Below are 17,107 nucleotides of genomic sequence, written 5' to 3' on the forward strand. Positions count from 1 at the left end.
GCCGGGGCGCGGGTGACCACCTGTTCGGCGACACCGGTCAGGCCGTCATTCAGCGCCACCTCGGTATCCAGCATCCAGACAGCATCACGCAGTCGGGACTGCCGGGCTGAATCGGCGGAAACTTCTGGCATGACAGCCACGCGCGGCGCAGCACTGTCCGGCCCGGAGACGGGGGGAACACGAAGCATCAGCTTCTCCTATGTTTCAGGAAAGGGTATGGAGACCGCAGACGCGGTCTCGTCAGCCCGCGAAATTTCGGGCGACAAAAACCGGAAAAGACCCGCCAGATGACAGGCCGGCGCAGGCTGTGAATATGTTGGTATGGATCCCGGACCGGGATCCGGAATGACGGGAACGAGGTATCGTCAGAAGCCGGGTTAGCGGTTCAGTTCTTCGAGCAACTCGCTGATGATTATGCGCACAACCGGCAGGGCTGCGGCCCGGGACATGCCGGGTTTGAGCCGCTCGTCATATAACGCCCGCAGAATGACCGCATCAGACCAGGTCAGCCCCCGTGCCGTCTCGACCTCTTTCGGTCGCCACAGACTGTCTTCAATCAGGGTGACGTCATTCGCCGGGCCAAGAATCTGGGACAGCTCTTCGACGAGGCAGCGATGTATATCTGGAAAGTCTGGGCCAATATAAATAACCGCCCGGGACAATGTACCGTCGCCATATCGTTTGGTGGAAAAGTGACAATGCTTCCGTGATCCGGTCTTTCCGACAGAAACGATAATCCGGATTCTGCCCTCCGGTTCAGCAGAAGCTTCCGAGATTATCTGGCCGGTAGCTTCTTCAAGTTGTACAGATATTTCCTTGATGCTCGCCCGGATCTCTGCGGATCGACTATCTTCAACCAGCCAGTAGGGATAGGCTCCGCCACCTTTTACGATCCAGGGCGCAGGCCCGTTCCATTCAGTCTCAAAGACATACTGATCAAAGGCTCGCGTCATCAGGTCGATATCTGTCGGGCTGTTGCCGGGTCGGATGCCTGTGGGCCAGGTCAGGCTTGATAACGGCTTTGACGGTGTCGGGGTTGAAATTCCGATCCGCTTCGGTGGATTGAGCGTCTTCGTTGCTGTCTGGCAACCAGCGGTGAGCAGCGACAGAAACAGCCCGGCAGAGAGGCAGGTGATAAAACGTCTACTGGCCAAGTTTCACTTTCCCTTTCGGCGACGGCCCCAGGAGTTCATCACCAATCGACAGCTTTGGCCGGCGGATGTTAAGGGCTGTCAGAACCGTTCGGCGCCGCCTGGGTTCGGATTCCGGCTCTGTAACACTGATGGCTTCTGACAGGTCCTGAGATTGTGTTGCATCAGACGCAGCATAATAAAAGGTGCCGCCATCTGTTTCGTGGCCATGATCGCCATCATTGGATTGATTCTCTCCACCATACCCACCAGTTTTAGAACTATCCTCTTCATCACCAAAGCCACCGAACCCGCTGTCATCGATCATGTCTCTGGCGTCATGGTCATGGCCAACATCGAAATATTCCGGCAGGCCGGTTACCGGGTTACGGCTGTCGTCTGCGCCACCCACCGTATAGCGACCGATATTGAGATTGGCGCGGCCAAAGGCTTCCTTCAGAAAGGGTGCAAGCTGCGGGGTGGTGTCGAGCACCGTCACCGGCACCACAACTTCACCCGGCGTCAGATGCGCCAGGATAACATCGCCCTGCTGGCCGGCAGTGCGCAACATCAGGGCGGCGCGGGCATAATCAATCTGATTGTTCATTGTCATATTCTCTCCGGTTAAAGGTAACTGATATGCTGTCTCCGGCACAGGAAATACCGCCACTGCCTGACAGCGGTTTCCCGGTCGCGGCGCAGGGAAACAGAAACGGTTTCGAAAGTGCCATCGACCGGGCAGGCTGCTCCCGGCTATTCTCCGAGCTTGCTCTTGCCCTCCTCCTTTTTCTCGCCGTTCAGGGTCAGGATGGTGGATTCGCGTCCCTGTGCATTGCGCAGGCGGCGACGCTCCGCCTCCTCCAGCTGTTGCTGTTCGGCATCGTTGAAGGCCGGTGGCGGCGGCGCGGGAGGCGGAGGGTCAGGGGGGCTGAATGGTCCGACACACATACTGTCAGGCTCCTTTTTCTGTTGTGGAAGAAGAATGGTAAGATGTCGCAGCGGCGAGAAACTGCTCAACCGCAGGGTCACCGCGGCGCCAGGCAAAGGTGATGAAGGTCTCGCCCCCCCTGCCCCGCAGCGGATGTATCCCTTCGCGCACAGCACCGAGGCGCTCCAGCCAGGCATGTGCGGTGACATGTCCGGCAGCTGACTGACATTGCGCCCGGACAAAACCGGCCGCCGCAAGATCAGGCATCACCCGGCGCAGGATGAAACGGGTGACACTGAGCGCCACATGGGACCAGTCGTCACTGGCAAACAGCCAGACCTCCGCCACATGCGGGCCGTTCGGCGTGGCCCCGAAAGCCGCCACTGCCCGGCCCCGCCAGTGGGCGCACCAGGCCTGCTCTGTCACCAGATCAAGCCGGGCGGCCAGCGCCAGCGGGTTGTCGTCAGCCATCAGCGCGAACACTTCGTCACGATCGGCCTGCCGCATGAACGCAGCCACCCAGGACAGATCCCGCAGACAGGCCGGCTGAAGGATGACGCGATCCGCATCAGACATGGCAAAACTCCATAAAAAAAACCGCCCGTAAAAGGCGGCTGTGTGAAATTCAAAAATAACCGGAAGATTGCGGATGGCACCGGAAATACCATTTCATCCCCCTGCCCCTTCCTCCTCCTGAACCTGTTTCAGGATCTCGGGCACAGCCCGGCAGGCGTCAGAGGCGGTTGCGTTTCGGATCGGTATCGACGATTTCCAGACCAAGCTCCTCATCCGACAGAAGCTTCCCGACCAGTGATTTCGTTTCGGTGATGCAGGAGAGCAGAACCCCGGCTGCATAGTTTTCCATACCGTTGGAATTCACCTGTCCGTACCGGCTGTTTCGCTGCGAAATAACCTTAAGTCTGGGAGAAACCTCGGCGCCGTCTTCCCGCCTGAATTTTCCAAAACGCTCAATCAAATTGAGATAAGAACTGGAGAAATGGTCTCCATAAACCTCGTTAGACATCTCGTAGAGTTCCATCCCGATTATCCGGCTGACACGATCCGCAACAAACGCGAGGTCGTTGATCTGCGTTCCCAATAACATGAAATTACGATTCATATGCCCGTCCCTTTCATTGTCCAAGCCACATATGCGGCCCTCTGCTCTCGCAGTCCCGGAAGTTCGGGAGAGATATCCTGAAACAGGCTGGGGATGAGGAGGATCACAGAAACGGAAACGGTGGTTCGGGAACAGCAAGTCATTTTTCTGGATCCGTCTCACCTCTCCTCCCGGTTGCCATTCCCGGATCACAGTCACCCGGACGGTCGGAGCGGTCGCCGGGGCCTGCCGGCTCATTCACCGATTGATGACGGGGTCGGAGACACCCCCGGTCTTTTCGTCTATCGTCACATAGACATAGGGCAGAACTCCCTCCAACTTGCCAGTTTCCGAGTTCACCCCAAGACCGATAAAGGGTTGCGGCAATAATCGATCAGCATCCGGATCCTGGTATTCAAAACCATGATCCTCCACGCGCCAGAGCAGTTTACCCTGCCGGTCCAGAGCCAGAATGTTACGCCCAACCATCGGGTCAGCAATATCGAAGTCAGCCACCTTAAGCCCGACTACAATAATGTCCCGATACTCTACAAATCTGAATATGCGCTGGGGAAAACGAACAATCCTGCCATCAATCTCCAGCGCCCCATCTTCACGAAGCTCAATATTCATTATCGACGTCCTCCTTTTTCATACCTATCCAGAGAAAGCGCAGGCGAGAAAAATTCATCCTGATATCCTTTTATAATCTCGATCTGCACGCCGCCGCCGCGTCCGAGTTTCGGATGGTGGCTGGCAACACCGATATGCACCACAACATCTTCGGGCAAGTTCACCTCTGAAAAATGTGTCGGCACACCGGAAAGTGCAAAGCGGTCCTTCATGACCTTCCCCGGATCAGGCAGGCCCATGATCTCTTCGAATTCCTCAACCCGCATCAGGAAACCACCCCCGGTCTGTCTTTCCGGTCGACCGTAACCACCCGCATATAGCGCGCACCACCTTTATTAATCCTGCCCTTGTATACCGGAAACTCCGGGTCATAAGGCGGGTGGGCGGTTGAGATATCCATCGACTTGTTCCTGTTCTGCATCGCCGTCAGTGAAGCATGACTTGCCTCCCGGGGGTCATTTCAGTCTTTTCAACCTTCACCAGTCCTGACTGAACTTCCTTATCAAGTCCCTGAAGACCCCGGTTGCGTTCCCTATCATCAAGCAGGGTGTCGTCATCAGTGCGACGTAACGGGTCTGGCGGCATCCTGCTACGATCTATTGAGCGGCCAGAGCGGGTTTTGTTTCTGACAGCAGACCGAACACCAGCCACGGCGCCAAACAGGGCAACTGCCTCAGCCAGCTTGCGTTGCCATTCCGGCAATTCAGACCGTTCATCGTCGGTCATGGCCGCAAAGCCATCAATCACCTGGTCGAAAGCAAGGCCATCGACACCGCCGGCCGCAACCAGCTTTCGTATCCGGTGCCTCATCTCATCGGGGGAGACTGCGAGACCCGCCAGTAACTGGTCTGCATTACCGTCCGGAATTCCTGAAAAGGGTCTTCCTTGCAGAACTCCCGGCATAATCCCGGAGAGCACTGCTGGTTGACCGAACTGGAGACCCTTTTCTGTTTCCCCCGATCCGAACGGATCGGCCTGTTCATCCATCTCCTGTATCAGCGCCTGCCGTTCCGCCTCGGTCTTCACCGTTGCGGCTCGGATCAACTGCCGCGCCACACCGGCAAATACAGTATGACCGCCGGGCAGGATCACCGGCATCAGGTCATTGTCCGGAAGGGCGAGGGTTTCCGCGTCCAGCTCGCCGGTCCGAAGGGCTTCCAGAAAGGCGGCGGCGGATGACGGGATATCCGGGTCCGCCGACAGGTCACGTACAGCAGGCGCGGCGGAATCCGCTTCAGGCTGACGCGGCGCATTCCCGTCAGTGGGGCCGGCCGGAAATGTTCCGGAACCGGGTGACCTGTCACCGGGTGATGCGCCATCGGCGGAGATTGCCGGTCTGTCCGCGCCAGTAGGGCGTGAAGGGAGGCATATCGGGTCCTTTCGGATCAGATGTTTCTGTGGGGGGAGAGGATGTTGGGAAAGCGCGCCCGGCCAGATGCCAGGCCGGAAGAACCGGCAAAGATATCCCCGCCCGAAGGCAGGCAGCACAGAAGGCGCCCCTGATGACAGTTCAGGAGAGGCAACCGGCCTGCGGGTTATGAAAAAAAGCGGGGTGGTCCTGAAACCGGTTCAGGACAGGGAGGTGGTCAGCGGCACAGCCCGGCGGGCGTCAGAGGCGGTTGCGTTTCGGATCGGTATCGACGATTTCCAGACCAAGCTCCGCATCCGCCAGAAGCTTCCCGACCAGTGGCTCCATTTCGGTGATGCACCAAAGCAAAACCCCGGATGCATAGTTCTGCATACCGTAGAAATTCACCTGTCCGTACCGGCTGTTTCGCTGCGAAATAATCTTAAGTCTGGGAGAAACCTCGGCACCGTCTTCCCGCCTGAATTTCCCGAAACGCTCAATCAGATTAAGATAGGAATTTGAGAAATGGTCTCCATATTCCTCGTTAAACATCTCGTAGAGTTCCATCCCGATTATCCGGCTGACACGATCCGCAACAAAGGCGAGGTCTTCGATCTGTGTACCCAGTAGCATCAATTTACGGCTCATGAGCCTGTTCCTTTCATTGTCCAAGCCACATATACGGACCTCTGTCTTCAATATCCCTGTCAGACCGGTAGATCATAATGCTGTGCTTCCGTCCTGTAATATCCTGAAAATCTTTCAGAATTTCCTGCAGCTTCCAGAGCGGTGAATGATCAGAGAACTTCTTCTCATCAAGGTCACCCAACCCAATCCCCAGACTGCGCCCCGGCCTGTTACCGGCAACCTGTCCCAGTTCCGGATGACCCTTGATGTCATCCAGCAGTTTCTCGTCAACGATGGCGAAATCAAAGTCGCTGTTCTTGCCAAACTGCCGCATCCGGCCGGTGGGATTGCCGGATCTGTCCTTTTCCGGAAGTCCGTATGTCTGCGTCTCACCATTGAATTTCAGGCCTGTCACGGCACTGCCCCGGATTGCCAGTCGGCTGTCCGGACCAAAATGCTTCTTCACCACATCGCCGAACTGTCCGGCGTCATCCGCTGTCATTCCCTCGGGGTAACCCCGCTGTCTGATCTCCCTGTAACGCCGCAGGTCCGCGTCAGTGCTGAACCAGTCCAGACCAGGACCCGATATTCCCGGATATCAGCAGAGATATGGAGGGCGAAGACAGGGTTTAGACGCCCCCTTCCTCATCCTGAACCTGTTTCAGGATCTCCGGCGCCGCCCGGCGGGCGTCAGAGGGCGTTGCGTTTCGGATCGGTATCGACGATTTCCAGACCAAGCTCCGCATCCGCCAGAAGTTTCCCGACCAGTGATTCCATTTCGGTGATGCAGGAGAGCAGAACACCGGATGCATAATTCTGCATGCCGTAGAAATTCACCTGTCCGTACCGGCTGTTTCGCTGCGAAATAATCTTAAGTCTGGGAGAAACCTCGGCGCCGTCTTCCAGCCTGTACTTCCCGAAACGCTCAATCAGATCGAGATAGGAACTGGAGAAATGGTCTCCATGCCTCTCATTAGACATCTCGTAGAGTTCCAGCCCGATTATCCGGCTGACCCGATCCGCAACAAAGGCGAGGTCGTCGAGCTGCGTACCCAGTAATTCCAGTTCGTAATCCATTCTTCTTATCCTTTCACTGTCCAAGCCACATATGTGGGCCTCTGCTCTCGATATCATTATCAGATCTGTAAACCATAATGCTGTGTTCCCGCCCCGTAAGGTTTTCAAACTCCTTCAGGGTTTCCCGCAAATTCCACAGCGATGAATGTTTGGCGAGTTTCGCCTTGTTAAGTTTATCCAATTCAATTCCCAGGCTGCGCTCCGGCCTGTTACCGGCAACCTGTCCCAGTTCCGGATGACCCTTGATGTCATCCAGCAGTTTCTCGTCAACGATGGCGAAATCAAAGTCGCTGTTCTTGCCAAACTGCCGCATCCGGCCGGTGGGATTGCCGTGTCTGTCCTGTTCCGGAAGTCCGTATGTCTGCGTCTCACCATTGAATTTCAGGCCCGTCACGGCACTGCCCCGGATTGCCAGTCGGCTGTCCGGACCAAAATGCTTCTTCACCACATCGCCGAACTGTCCGGCGTCATCCGCTGTCATTCCCTCGGGGTAACCCCGCTGTCTGATCTCCCTGTAACGCCGCAGGTCCGCGTCAGTGCTGAACCAGTCCCGACCGGGACCCGATATTCCCGGATATCAGCAGAGATATGGAGGGCGAAGACAGGGTTTAGACGCCCCCTTCCTCATCCTGAACCTGTTTCAGGATCTCAGGCACAGCCCGGCGGGTGTCAGAGGCGGTTGCGTTTCGGATCGGTATCGACGATTTCCAGACCAAGCTCCTCATCCGCCAGAAGCTTCCCGACCAGTGACTCCATTTCGGTGATGCAGGAGAGCAGAACCCCGGATGCATAGTTCTGCATGCCGTAGAAATTCACCTGTCCGTACCGGCTGTTTCGCTGCGGTATTACCACAAGATCAGGAGAAACCTCGGCGCCGTCTTCCCGCCTGAATTTCCCGAAACGCTCAATCAGATCGATATGTGACTCAGAAAAATGGTCCCCATACCTCTCATTAGACATCTCGCAGAGTTCCAGCCCGATTATCCGGCTGACACGATCCGCAACAAAGGCGAGATCATCGATCTGCGTTCCCAGTAGCATCAATTTACGGCTCATGAGCCTGTTCCTTTCATTGTCCAAGCCACATATACGGACCTCTGTCTTCAATATCCCTGTCAGACCGGTAGATCATAATGCTGTGCCTCCGGCCTGTAATATCCTGAAAATCTTTCAGAATTTCCCGCAAATTCCAGAGTGGTGAATGTTCGGCGAGTTCTGTCTCGTCAAGCTTGTTCAAACCAATCCCCAGACTGCGCCCCGGCCTGTTACCGGCAACCTGTCCCAGTTCCGGATGACCCTTGATGTCATCCAGCAGTTTCTCGTCAACGATGGCGAAATCAAAGTCGCTGTTCTTGCCAAACTGCCGCATCCGGCCGATGGGATTACCGGATCTGTCCTTTTCCGGAAGTCCGTATGTCTGCGTCTCACCATTGAATTTCAGGCCCGTCACGGCACTGCCCCGGATTGCCAGTCGGCTGTCCGGACCAAAATGCTTCTTCACCACATCGCCGAACTGTCCGGCGTCATCCGCTGTCATTCCCTCGGGGTAACCCCGCTGTCTGATCTCCCTGTAACGTCGCAGGTCCGCGTCAGTGCTGAACCAGTCCAGACCAGGACCCGATATTCCCGGATATCAGCAGAGATATGGAGGGCGAAGACAGGGTTTAGACGCCCCCTTCCTCCTCCTGAACCTGTTTCAGGATCTCCGGCGCCGCCCGGCGGGCGTCAGAGGGCGTTGCGTTTCGGATCGGTATCGACGATTTCCAGACCAAGCTCCGCATCCGCCAGAAGCTTCCCGACCAGTGATTTCGTTTCGGTGATGCAGGAGAGCAGAACACCGGATGCATAATTCTGCATGCCGTAGAAATTCACCTGTCCGTACCGGCTGTTTCGCTGCGAAATAACCTTAAGTCTGGGAGAAACCTCGGCGCCGTCTTCCAGCCTGTATTTCCCGAAACGCTCAATCAAATTGAGATAAGAACTGGAGAAATGGTCTCCATAAACCTCGTTAGACATCTCGTAGAGTTCCATCCCGATTATCCGGCTGACACGATCCGCAACAAAGGCGAGGTCGTCGAGCTGCGTACCCAGTAATTCCAGTTCGTAATCCATTCTTCTTATCCTTTCACTGTCCAAGCCACATATGTGGGCCTCTGCTCTCGATATCACTGTCCGATCTGTAGATCATAATGCTGTGTTCCCGCCCCGTAAGGTTCCGGAACCCCTTCAGGGTTTCCCGCAAATTCCAGAGTGGTGAATGTTCGGCGAGTTCCGCCTTGTTAAGGTCACCCAATTCAATCCCCAGACTGCGATCCGGCCTGTTACCGGCAACCTGTCCCAGTTCCGGATGACCCTTGATGTCATCCAGCAGTTTCTCGTCAACGATGGCGAAATCAAAGTCGCTGTTCTTGCCAAACTGCCGCATCCGGCCGGCGGGATTGCCGTGTCTGTCCTTTTCCGGAAGTCCGTATGCCTGCGTCTCACCATTGAATTTCAGGCCCGTCACGGCACTGCCCCGGATTGCCAGTCGGCTGTCCGGACCAAAATGCTTCTTCACCACATCGCCGAACTGTCCGGCGTCATCCGCTGTCATTCCCTCAGGGTAACCCCGCTGTCTGATCTCCCTGTAACGCCGCAGGTCCGCGTCAGTGCTGAACCAGTCCGCCTCATCAGTCTTCTTTATGACCTCGCCAGAGGCTTTTCCTCCTCCTGGGACACGGTTTTTCGATCCCGTCCTGAGGCCACCCCAGGCCGCAATCAGCAGGGCGGCGGCAGATGGCAGCTCTCCGTCTTCACCGCCAGAGACACCGGCGATGCCATTCAGGAGGGCGTCTTCAGCCTTGCCGCTGATGCCGCCGGACACGAAGAGGCTTTCAAGCCGGCGCCTCATCTCCTCCGGGTCGGTGCCAAGTGCGGCCAGCAGGCGGTCTGCCTGCGCACCGGCATTCCCGGATGCCAGAAATGAGTCGCCCCGCAACACACCCGGCATGATCCCGGCGACAGGGGCCGGTTCATCAAACCGCAGGCTGAACCTGCCAGTCTCCGGATCAAAGCGCCGGAGCGGATGGGCGTTCTCCTGCATGTCTTTCAGGATCGCCTGCCGTTCCGCCTCGGTCTTCACCGTTGCGGCGCGGATCAGCTGCCGCGCCACACCGGCAAATACAGTATGACCGCCGGGCAGGATCACCGGCATCAGGTCATTGTCCGGAAGGGCGAGGGTTTCCGCGTCCAGCTCGCCGGTCCGAAGGGCTTCCAGAAAGGCGGCGGCGGATGACGGGATATCCGGGTCCGCCGACAGGTCACGTACAGCAGGCGCGGCGGAATCCGCTTCAGGCTGACGCGGCGCATTCCCGTCAGTCGGGCCGGCCGGAGATGTTCCGGAACCGGGTGATCTGTCACCGGGTGATGCGCCATCGGCGGAAGTTACCGGTCTGTCCGCTGCCTGTGGCGGTATCGCGGCCTGCCGGTCAGCCGGTTGCGGTTCGGGCGTCGCCTCATCCGGTGCTGCCGGGCGCCCCCCGGCGTTGAGACGCAGGACATCCCCTGAACCGGCGGCATTCCTGTCCGGGCGAAAAGGTCGGGTGATCACCTCAAGGCCGGCATCATCAATGCCCGGACGAAACTCCATTGTCCGCACGCCAGGCGGGCTGGCCCGCCCCCGGTCTGGCCGGGGGGCCGGGTTTTCCGGGATGATCATCTCGATCCGGGACAGATCGGCAGGACCGTTATCGGGCAAGGGGCCGGAGGGCTGCCAGGCGAAGTCGCGGGCCGGGTCGCGGAGGACAAACTGCGTGCCCGGAGGGGCGGTCAGGATGGACCGGCGCGGCGTGGGCCTGATGCGTTCAACCGGCGCAGCAGGGTCCGGCGACGCACCCTGCCAGTAGGGCGTGAAGGGAGGCATATCGGGTCCTTTCGGATCAGATGTTTCTGTGGGGGGAGAGGATGTTGGGAAAACGCGCCCGAGCAGGCGCCAGGCCGGAAGGACCGGCACAGACATCCCCGCCCGAAGGCAGGCAGCACAGAAGGCGCCCCTGATGACAGTTCAGGAGAGGCAACCGGCCTGCGGGTTATGAAAAAAAGCGGGGTGGTCCTGAAACCGGTTCAGGACAGGGAGGTGGTCAGCGGTTCAGTTCTGCCAGCAGTTCGGCAATGATGACCCGCACAAGGGGCATCGCCACATCCCGGTGCATCCCCGGCTTCAGCCGCTCGTCATAGAGCGTGCGCAAAAGAACGGCATCGGACCAGGTGAAAGTGGTAAAGACAGGTGTTGCGGGTGTCCCCGGCCGGTCAGTCGGCCAGAACAAAGAGGCGGGCAGAATATCCTGATGGTGTGACAGCCCCAGTGAGCGTGACAGATGACCGCGGATACAATCATCAAATGCTCTGACATCCGGCCCTGCCTGAAGAGCAGCCCGGCGAATAACACCATCCGCCTCGAAGATATCCGGCGCTCCGACACAATAGTCACGGGAACCGGTTTTCGGCGACGGTCCGCTAAAGATCACAAAATTCGCAACCTTCACCGGAAGCACCCGGCGCGACGGAACTCCGGACAGAATGGTCATCATCTGCATCATCGGTTTCACCGCCCGATAGGTGCGTCCGACCCTTTCGCCCGTAATTACATAGGAAACCGGACTGTTACGCTTACGAAGATGATCGAAAGGATAGACCTCGCCCTTGTACGAGAAATTAAAGGCCATCATCTCAAACGCCATGACATGGCGGGTGATGGATAGCTGCGTTGATGGCGGCCTTTCGCCAATCAACCCCTTCACATCTGCCAGAGAGCCGGACGGCGTCGGCAGGGAGCTGCCAAGAATTGTCGGCTCTCTGTAATCAGCCCCGTGGCCGGGAGACATACCCGACAGCAAAGTCATCAGAAAGGAAAGCATCACGGCCAGCATATTTCTGTAAACAGAAGGAGCCGGAAGGCCAGATATCCGCATCAGATTCGTGTCAGTCATTAAACCTGTCTCATATCGCAAATCACTCAGCGGTTCAGTTCTGCCAGCAGTTCGGCAATGATGACCCGCACAAGGGGCATCGCCACATCCCGGTGCATCCCCGGCCTGATCCGTTCGTCATAAAGCGTGCGCAGAATGACAGCATCGGACCAGGTGAGAGAATCGTACGTCTTGAGCTCAAGCGGGCGCCACATGGTGTCTTTTATGGTGGTTACATCATTAAACGGCCCGAGTATCTGCGACAGTTCCTCCAGCAGACATTCTGTACGCTCTGAAGCAGCAATTTTCCGCCCCATCTGAATCTGGGCAAAATCAAAGGAGCCATCAGGTTTTATCTGATATAAGGCAAAGCAATTATCGGGGTAGTTTGTCTCCTCGAATATCTCGACATTCGCATCCCGGTAATCAACAGTCGTGACAAATTCCAGTCCTGTTATTTCAGAAAGCACGGGCAGGATTGACCGTAATCTTTCCGGTACATCCCGCGCCGGGCCTGTCGCTAATCGAATAACATTATTCCATTTCCGAACGTAATAAATTTCGCCATCGCATTCTGTGTCAAAGACCAGCGACCTGAAATGACGGGTCAGTACATCCAACCGGCTCTGCCCCGGTATCTCACCGACCAAACCGTGGATATCAGAAATTGCGACATCTGACGTGGGCAGAGAATGACCGATGGCTGTGACGGGCACCTCAATTCGATCAAATGCATCAAAGCCAGCACATTTGGTCGAGTTATGAGACCGGGACTGATCCGCGACAGTCGCGGGCTTACAGGCAGTGGTTAACGCCAGAAGAGTCAAAAAAACAATTCTCGTAAGCATTGCTAACCAATGACCTCGCTGGTTCCCAGTGTTTCCCGAACCGACAGTTTGGGTCGTCTGATATTCAGTGCAGTCAGAACAGTCCGGTTTCTGCTGGCCCGTCGAACAGAAGCTTCTTTTTTCACTTCCTTGTCTTTAACCAAAGAAAAACCAGGGGCCGTTTCATTATACTGATTGTGAGAACCCTGTCGGCTGTCTGTCGATGGGTCATCAAAATGATCTGCCTGAGATTGGCCAATTTCACGACGACCGACAGAACCAATCACTCCCTGACCCAATCTGCTCCTGTTATTCTGAATCTGGGATCTGTAGTTATTCTGAATAAACCGGTCAGCTTTATCCAGAAATTCAATATCTGTGGCCCGTCCAGCCTCTCGCTGTGCGGCACGGGCACGTTCTTCCCGTTCCCGATCAATACCGCCGCCGCCCATACCGCCCGGTCCCATACCGCCATTATCTTCACCACCACCACACATCTGCATACTCCTTTTCAAACTGGTTGTTTTCAGACCGGGAAAGCCGTGCTTTCACCTGTGTCCGGTTGTGTATTGTCAGAGGCTGGCTGACCTGCCGGATTGAGCTTCAGACTGTAATTGCCGCCGACCGCTGTGAAACCCAGCCGCTGCATAAGCCTGTCAGTTCCTGCCGGGTTAACCCCGGTGCTGACGCCAATCCTGACGAATATCAGGTCGCGGGCACCGCACCAGCGCAGGAAAGCCTGAAGCAGCCTGACACCGTGGATCGATCTGCGACATTCGGGTGTGACATACCAGACCTTGTCAAAACCGGCCTGTGTTGTGCTGAAGTAGAAAGGACCGGCATTTCCGACGAACATACCAACAATGCGACCGTCATGTTCCGCCACCGCACCGAACCAGTCTGCGCTGCGCAGACAATGCCAGGCCATGTTTTCCACAAGCTGCCGGTCAAATGGCACATCCGCAAAACTGCTTTCCGCGTGCATCTCCGCGCCGAGTTCGACGAGGGCCGGGATGTCGCGTTCTTCGATTTGTCTGATCATCTGTTGTTTCCTTGCAGAGCCGGGTTCACCCGAACGGGTCGGCGTCGATGACGGCAGTTTGCCAGCGGAAGGCTTCAGCCCGGGGCCGGACAGGCGCGGCGAAGGTGAGGGCCAGGGCGTCGCCGGCGTCGGGAGAAAAACCGACACGTTCGCGGATGCGCTCCTTGGCCTCCAGCCGGATTGCCTGTGACGAGGTATAGATGGCACCCGGTGCACAGACATGGGCATGCAGTTCGTCACTGTCGGGGATCGAGGCACCGCCCGGCTCCATCAGCCAGTCGCGCAGGCCGCCCCACATTTCTGCCCGGCGGTTGGCATAGACATCCGGGTTCAGCGCACGGCTGCCGAAATTGACGCCGGTGACAACCCGCCCGTAGCCCAGTTCCTTCAGCCGGTCGACAACGCCCGCCCCCAGACCGGTTGCATCGACAAAAGCCTGATCCGGGGACAGCCGGTCAATCTCCTGCGCGATCAGGCCAACGACTTCCATCAGGTCGCCGGAATCGATCCGCCGGTTGATATGCAGGCCCGCCGCCCTGCCCTGCCGGTCAATGATCCGGGTTTTGTCGCCACCGCCCCGGGCCACATCAACCCCCAGGACAAGGGGCGCATGAGACTGGTCCGGCACCGTGAATTTACGGGCACGGATGACCCATTCCGGCAGAATAAAGGAATCCTCGCCCGAGCTTTGAAAGGCTTCCTGCTCGGTGGCCGGATATTCCCGGCGGAAGCGCCAGCAAAGCTCGTCAACCGGCAGACCGTCTGCTGCTGCCAGTTCTGCATTCTTGCGCTCTGCCCAGTAGGTCTGCGGTGCGTCAAGGCGATGCAGGGCAGCGTAATCGCGGAAAGCCGGTGCCGGTCGCCAGTCACCCGGAGGATCCTGACGGTACTCGTCATGCAATCGCCAGGGGATGAAGATGACCTCCCAGTCACCGTCTCCGGCCTGGGCGGCTCGACACATATTGTAGAACAGCCCGCCGATCCCGTTGGCCGTGGATTCCAGAATTGCTTCAGTGCCGGGATCACCCGCCACCGCCTGCAGAACACCCGCCGCATGCGCGTCGCCTTTCGGCCAGAACGCGACTTCGCTGCCATGAAACAGCTGGATGGTATCCGACCGGCCGACGCCTTCGGTACTGGCCGTTCCCACCCGGTAGCCGGAATCGAGACGGGCAAAATCAAGCTCGCGGGCATTCGATGCCTTGAGCACAGGGCGCACAACCTCCGGGCAGTGGTCATGAAACCGCTTGGCGATAGCGAACAGGTTTTCCGTCGCGGACTGCTTGTGGGTCAGGATGAAGGCCCGCAGCCCCCGGCGATGTGTCACCCGCCAGTAGTACCGACCTTCAATATAGGTGCTGATCCCCGTCTGCCGGGCTTTCAGAACAAGTGCCCGGACACGTCCCGTCCGGGCCAGCTGGTCCTGCAGCCGTTCATGCAGGTAGGTCTGGGTTGCATTCATCCGGAACGGTTCAAGCCGGCCCGACTTGGTCCGGATATTCAGACAGCGGGAGGCATAGTGGATGAAATCGGTTTTCAGGGTTTGCCGGATCCGCCGCTCACGCGGGGTCATCATTGCGGCCCCTGTCATTCCAGGTCTTCCAGCGCATCTTCATGACGCAGCAGCACATCACCGGAATGCGCAACCGTCGACAGCCGGGGATGCATGTAAGGTAATGCCTGTTGTGCCGCCCATTTGCGGTCTTCCGGGGCGGCTTTTTCATCACGAAGGGTTTTCAGCAAAAAATCGAGGGGGGTGAGATTTCCGGCACCCGTTCTTGTCGTGGTCTTTGCACGACTGCGGGCAGCAGCCGGGGTGGTGCTTTTGGCCATATCAGTCTCCGGACGAGGGGGAAGAAGCGGACACGAAAAACCCCGCGACAGGGAGGGTCGCGGGGTTGAAATCGATATCTCGGGAGTGTGGAAAAACAGTACTGCGAGATGTCCCTTACGTCAATAGTTGTTTTTTATAATTTTCAATTCATCTTTTCCGACGCAAAGGCATAAGACGCATACAGGTCCAGAGCATCACAGAGATGATCCCGTGCGGAGCCGTTACGCAGCCGCCAGGCCCGGTCGATCTGCCGCGGACCGCGATTATCAATGACAATCTCATGCACAAGACCGGCCAATGTTCTGCACCCGCCAACCTTTGTCCGGCTGACCTCGACATTCCACAGTCGGTAACGGGTCTCGAAAAGCCGGTGCTGCCGGTCAGACAGCCTGTCAAAGGGCTGACGAAAGCTGCGTCGTCCCCGCGTGCTGACCGGCGACTGCGAACCGAATCGGCTGGCAGCAAACAGACCCCGGCTGAGTGCCATCCAGACTTCCCGGATTTCACAGGCTGCCGTTCGCTGTATCGAATCAAGTGTGCCGGACCGGTATAATCTTTCGACAACATCGGCTTTCAGCCGCCGGACTGTCTGCAGGGTCGCTGTGCTTTCGGAAATATCCGCAACCAGCACCGGCCGGTCACGGATATCCGTTCCATCCTCTGGCATCTATTGCACCTCCCGGCGTGCACCGAACAAACGTTCGGCTTCGTTGACCACTGCGCGGCGGGTCCAGTCGTCCTTGATGTCTTCCGGACGAATCACGATCACCCCCTGACGCAACCAGGCGCTGCGCCGCAGACAGCGCATTTCCTCATCGGAAAGCACAGGGCTGTGATGTTTCGGGGAACGGGCGGGCTTTCTGTTCATGGCTGTACTCCTGTGACGTGAAACGGGGACGGGTACCGGCCGGGGGGCTGGTGGAAGGAAAGTCCAGCCCCCCGGTCCCGGCGGCCGCTCTGTTGCGGCCACTGCCGGCGGGAGAGACCGGCGGCAGTATCAGGGTGCTGCGACATTCCGCGCTGGCCGCTGTCCCTTCAGGGGAGAGAGGCAGGACAACGGCGTCCCTGATGTCCCATTTATGTCTATATCAGACATTTACGTCAAGATAAATTTCCGATATGGATATATCCATTGAGAAACATGGCCTTATCCAAATGAGTCTGCTGAACAAACTCCGTGCCGGTCGCGGCTGGTCAATGGAAGCGCTGGCCAGGCGCGTCAACACGACCGCCTCCACCATCAACAAACTGGAAAAAGGCCAGATGCAGCTGACCGAAGACTGGCTCGGGCGACTGGCAGACGCCTTCGACTGCACAAAGGCGGAACTGCTCGGGGAAAGTCAGACTGACGGACAGCTTGTTGAACAGGTCGTCCAGCAGGTTCTGGAGGCTTATGCAGCGCGCGGCGCACTGGATCTGGCAAACACACCCGCCCGGGAAGTCGCTGAAATCTGCCGGCATATCCTTGAGACCCTGCAAAAAGAGGATACCGACGCGGAAACCCGACAGGCTCAACTGACCGCCATCACCGGCAATATCGTTGAATTCGCCACCACGCGGCGCCGATAACCGCCCCGCCCCTTCTCGCCCGACCTCTCATCAAACACAGCATCGGA

The 17,107-nt window shown here is 57.6% G+C and carries 26 protein-coding genes; 2 read left to right on the forward strand and 24 right to left on the reverse strand.

What is annotated here, in order from left to right:
- Positions 1-129: 129 nt before the first annotated feature.
- The gene (locus GH722_01065) at positions 130-291 is read left to right on the forward strand and encodes a hypothetical protein (protein MRG70345.1); all 162 of its coding nucleotides are present in this window, start codon (positions 130-132) and stop codon (positions 289-291) included.
- 86 nt (positions 292-377) lie between these two features.
- On the opposite strand, the gene GH722_01070 is transcribed toward GH722_01065, so the two are convergent.
- From GH722_01070 to GH722_01185, 24 genes are all read right to left on the reverse strand, one after another.
- Complete coding sequence (locus tag GH722_01070; GenBank protein ID MRG70346.1) at positions 378-1,154, reverse strand: DUF2927 domain-containing protein; 777 nt, start codon at positions 1,152-1,154, stop codon at positions 378-380.
- The gene (locus GH722_01075) at positions 1,144-1,737 is read right to left on the reverse strand and encodes a hypothetical protein (GenBank protein ID MRG70347.1); all 594 of its coding nucleotides are present in this window, start codon (positions 1,735-1,737) and stop codon (positions 1,144-1,146) included. Before GH722_01075 ends, GH722_01070 begins: the two co-directional genes overlap by 11 nt.
- 146 nt (positions 1,738-1,883) lie before the next feature.
- The gene (locus GH722_01080; protein ID MRG70348.1) at positions 1,884-2,078 is read right to left on the reverse strand and encodes a hypothetical protein; all 195 of its coding nucleotides are present in this window, start codon (positions 2,076-2,078) and stop codon (positions 1,884-1,886) included.
- Between the two features lie 4 nt (positions 2,079-2,082).
- Positions 2,083-2,634, reverse strand: a complete 552-nt coding sequence (locus GH722_01085; GenBank protein MRG70349.1) for a hypothetical protein — start codon at positions 2,632-2,634, stop codon at positions 2,083-2,085.
- A gap of 157 nt (positions 2,635-2,791) precedes the next feature.
- Entirely contained in the window at positions 2,792-3,178 is a 387-nt protein-coding gene (locus GH722_01090) for a hypothetical protein (protein ID MRG70350.1), read from the reverse strand.
- Positions 3,179-3,415: 237 nt separating this feature from the next.
- Positions 3,416-3,790 carry a hypothetical protein gene (locus GH722_01095; GenBank protein MRG70351.1) on the reverse strand — a complete coding sequence of 125 codons (375 nt, stop codon included), beginning with the start codon at positions 3,788-3,790 and terminating at the stop codon, positions 3,416-3,418.
- Positions 3,790-4,029, reverse strand: coding sequence for a hypothetical protein (locus GH722_01100; protein ID MRG70352.1), 240 nt, complete (start codon positions 4,027-4,029; stop codon positions 3,790-3,792). Before GH722_01100 ends, GH722_01095 begins: the two co-directional genes overlap by 1 nt.
- Before the next feature lie 187 nt (positions 4,030-4,216).
- Positions 4,217-5,278, reverse strand: coding sequence for a hypothetical protein (locus tag GH722_01105; GenBank protein MRG70353.1), 1,062 nt, complete (start codon positions 5,276-5,278; stop codon positions 4,217-4,219).
- Positions 5,279-5,399: 121 nt separating this feature from the next.
- Positions 5,400-5,786: a hypothetical protein gene (locus GH722_01110; GenBank protein MRG70354.1), complete on the reverse strand. Its 387-nt coding sequence runs from the start codon at positions 5,784-5,786 to the stop codon at positions 5,400-5,402.
- 13 nt (positions 5,787-5,799) lie between these two features.
- Positions 5,800-6,267, reverse strand: a complete 468-nt coding sequence (locus GH722_01115) for a hypothetical protein (GenBank protein ID MRG70355.1) — start codon at positions 6,265-6,267, stop codon at positions 5,800-5,802.
- A gap of 188 nt (positions 6,268-6,455) precedes the next feature.
- Complete coding sequence (locus tag GH722_01120; GenBank protein MRG70356.1) at positions 6,456-6,842, reverse strand: hypothetical protein; 387 nt, start codon at positions 6,840-6,842, stop codon at positions 6,456-6,458.
- A gap of 13 nt (positions 6,843-6,855) precedes the next feature.
- A complete protein-coding gene (locus GH722_01125) occupies positions 6,856-7,323 on the reverse strand; it encodes a hypothetical protein (protein MRG70357.1) in 468 nt (155 codons plus the stop codon).
- A gap of 188 nt (positions 7,324-7,511) precedes the next feature.
- The gene (locus tag GH722_01130) at positions 7,512-7,898 is read right to left on the reverse strand and encodes a hypothetical protein (protein MRG70358.1); all 387 of its coding nucleotides are present in this window, start codon (positions 7,896-7,898) and stop codon (positions 7,512-7,514) included.
- A gap of 13 nt (positions 7,899-7,911) precedes the next feature.
- Positions 7,912-8,379 (reverse strand): hypothetical protein, encoded by a 468-nt coding sequence (locus GH722_01135; protein ID MRG70359.1) that lies wholly within the window; start codon positions 8,377-8,379, stop codon positions 7,912-7,914.
- A 188-nt stretch (positions 8,380-8,567) separates the two neighbouring features.
- Entirely contained in the window at positions 8,568-8,954 is a 387-nt protein-coding gene (locus GH722_01140; GenBank protein ID MRG70360.1) for a hypothetical protein, read from the reverse strand.
- 13 nt (positions 8,955-8,967) lie between these two features.
- Entirely contained in the window at positions 8,968-10,743 is a 1,776-nt protein-coding gene (locus tag GH722_01145; protein MRG70361.1) for a hypothetical protein, read from the reverse strand.
- Between the two features lie 217 nt (positions 10,744-10,960).
- Entirely contained in the window at positions 10,961-11,809 is an 849-nt protein-coding gene (locus GH722_01150; protein ID MRG70362.1) for a DUF2927 domain-containing protein, read from the reverse strand.
- Positions 11,810-11,835: 26 nt separating this feature from the next.
- On the reverse strand, positions 11,836-12,636 hold the full coding sequence (locus tag GH722_01155; GenBank protein MRG70363.1) for a DUF2927 domain-containing protein: 801 nt from the start codon (positions 12,634-12,636) through the stop codon (positions 11,836-11,838).
- Between the two features lie 2 nt (positions 12,637-12,638).
- Positions 12,639-13,067, reverse strand: a complete 429-nt coding sequence (locus GH722_01160) for a hypothetical protein (GenBank protein ID MRG70364.1) — start codon at positions 13,065-13,067, stop codon at positions 12,639-12,641.
- A gap of 74 nt (positions 13,068-13,141) precedes the next feature.
- A complete protein-coding gene (locus GH722_01165; protein MRG70365.1) occupies positions 13,142-13,657 on the reverse strand; it encodes a GNAT family N-acetyltransferase in 516 nt (171 codons plus the stop codon).
- A gap of 25 nt (positions 13,658-13,682) precedes the next feature.
- Positions 13,683-15,230 (reverse strand): hypothetical protein, encoded by a 1,548-nt coding sequence (locus GH722_01170; protein ID MRG70366.1) that lies wholly within the window; start codon positions 15,228-15,230, stop codon positions 13,683-13,685.
- A gap of 14 nt (positions 15,231-15,244) precedes the next feature.
- Entirely contained in the window at positions 15,245-15,490 is a 246-nt protein-coding gene (locus tag GH722_01175; protein ID MRG70367.1) for a hypothetical protein, read from the reverse strand.
- 143 nt (positions 15,491-15,633) lie between these two features.
- Positions 15,634-16,158, reverse strand: coding sequence for a hypothetical protein (locus GH722_01180; protein ID MRG70368.1), 525 nt, complete (start codon positions 16,156-16,158; stop codon positions 15,634-15,636).
- Entirely contained in the window at positions 16,159-16,359 is a 201-nt protein-coding gene (locus GH722_01185) for a hypothetical protein (GenBank protein ID MRG70369.1), read from the reverse strand.
- 251 nt (positions 16,360-16,610) lie between these two features.
- On the opposite strand from GH722_01185, the gene GH722_01190 reads away from it, so the two are divergent.
- Entirely contained in the window at positions 16,611-17,060 is a 450-nt protein-coding gene (locus GH722_01190) for a helix-turn-helix domain-containing protein (GenBank protein MRG70370.1), read from the forward strand.
- Positions 17,061-17,107 lie beyond the last annotated feature (47 nt).

It is taken from the genome of Alphaproteobacteria bacterium HT1-32 (genome assembly GCA_009649675.1).
Classification (GTDB): domain Bacteria; phylum Pseudomonadota; class Alphaproteobacteria; order Rhodospirillales; family HT1-32; genus HT1-32.

Coding starts and splice junctions, on each gene's coding strand:
- GH722_01095 (MRG70351.1), bottom strand. CDS start 3,790: ATGAATATTGAGCTTCGTGAAGATGGGGCGCTGGAGATTGATGGCAGG.
- GH722_01185 (MRG70369.1), bottom strand. CDS start 16,359: ATGAACAGAAAGCCCGCCCGTTCCCCGAAACATCACAGCCCTGTGCTT.
- GH722_01125 (MRG70357.1), bottom strand. CDS start 7,323: ATGACAGCGGATGACGCCGGACAGTTCGGCGATGTGGTGAAGAAGCAT.
- GH722_01130 (MRG70358.1), bottom strand. CDS start 7,898: ATGAGCCGTAAATTGATGCTACTGGGAACGCAGATCGATGATCTCGCC.
- GH722_01190 (MRG70370.1), top strand. CDS start 16,611: ATGGATATATCCATTGAGAAACATGGCCTTATCCAAATGAGTCTGCTG.
- GH722_01075 (MRG70347.1), bottom strand. CDS start 1,737: ATGAACAATCAGATTGATTATGCCCGCGCCGCCCTGATGTTGCGCACT.
- GH722_01170 (MRG70366.1), bottom strand. CDS start 15,230: ATGACCCCGCGTGAGCGGCGGATCCGGCAAACCCTGAAAACCGATTTC.
- GH722_01100 (MRG70352.1), bottom strand. CDS start 4,029: ATGGGCCTGCCTGATCCGGGGAAGGTCATGAAGGACCGCTTTGCACTT.
- GH722_01150 (MRG70362.1), bottom strand. CDS start 11,809: ATGACTGACACGAATCTGATGCGGATATCTGGCCTTCCGGCTCCTTCT.
- GH722_01135 (MRG70359.1), bottom strand. CDS start 8,379: ATGACAGCGGATGACGCCGGACAGTTCGGCGATGTGGTGAAGAAGCAT.
- GH722_01160 (MRG70364.1), bottom strand. CDS start 13,067: ATGGGCGGCGGCGGTATTGATCGGGAACGGGAAGAACGTGCCCGTGCC.
- GH722_01120 (MRG70356.1), bottom strand. CDS start 6,842: ATGGATTACGAACTGGAATTACTGGGTACGCAGCTCGACGACCTCGCC.
- GH722_01110 (MRG70354.1), bottom strand. CDS start 5,786: ATGAGCCGTAAATTGATGCTACTGGGTACACAGATCGAAGACCTCGCC.
- GH722_01165 (MRG70365.1), bottom strand. CDS start 13,657: ATGATCAGACAAATCGAAGAACGCGACATCCCGGCCCTCGTCGAACTC.
- GH722_01115 (MRG70355.1), bottom strand. CDS start 6,267: ATGACAGCGGATGACGCCGGACAGTTCGGCGATGTGGTGAAGAAGCAT.
- GH722_01065 (MRG70345.1), top strand. CDS start 130: ATGACAGCCACGCGCGGCGCAGCACTGTCCGGCCCGGAGACGGGGGGA.
- GH722_01145 (MRG70361.1), bottom strand. CDS start 10,743: ATGCCTCCCTTCACGCCCTACTGGCAGGGTGCGTCGCCGGACCCTGCT.
- GH722_01180 (MRG70368.1), bottom strand. CDS start 16,158: ATGCCAGAGGATGGAACGGATATCCGTGACCGGCCGGTGCTGGTTGCG.
- GH722_01155 (MRG70363.1), bottom strand. CDS start 12,636: ATGCTTACGAGAATTGTTTTTTTGACTCTTCTGGCGTTAACCACTGCC.
- GH722_01140 (MRG70360.1), bottom strand. CDS start 8,954: ATGGATTACGAACTGGAATTACTGGGTACGCAGCTCGACGACCTCGCC.
- GH722_01085 (MRG70349.1), bottom strand. CDS start 2,634: ATGTCTGATGCGGATCGCGTCATCCTTCAGCCGGCCTGTCTGCGGGAT.
- GH722_01080 (MRG70348.1), bottom strand. CDS start 2,078: ATGTGTGTCGGACCATTCAGCCCCCCTGACCCTCCGCCTCCCGCGCCG.
- GH722_01090 (MRG70350.1), bottom strand. CDS start 3,178: ATGAATCGTAATTTCATGTTATTGGGAACGCAGATCAACGACCTCGCG.
- GH722_01175 (MRG70367.1), bottom strand. CDS start 15,490: ATGGCCAAAAGCACCACCCCGGCTGCTGCCCGCAGTCGTGCAAAGACC.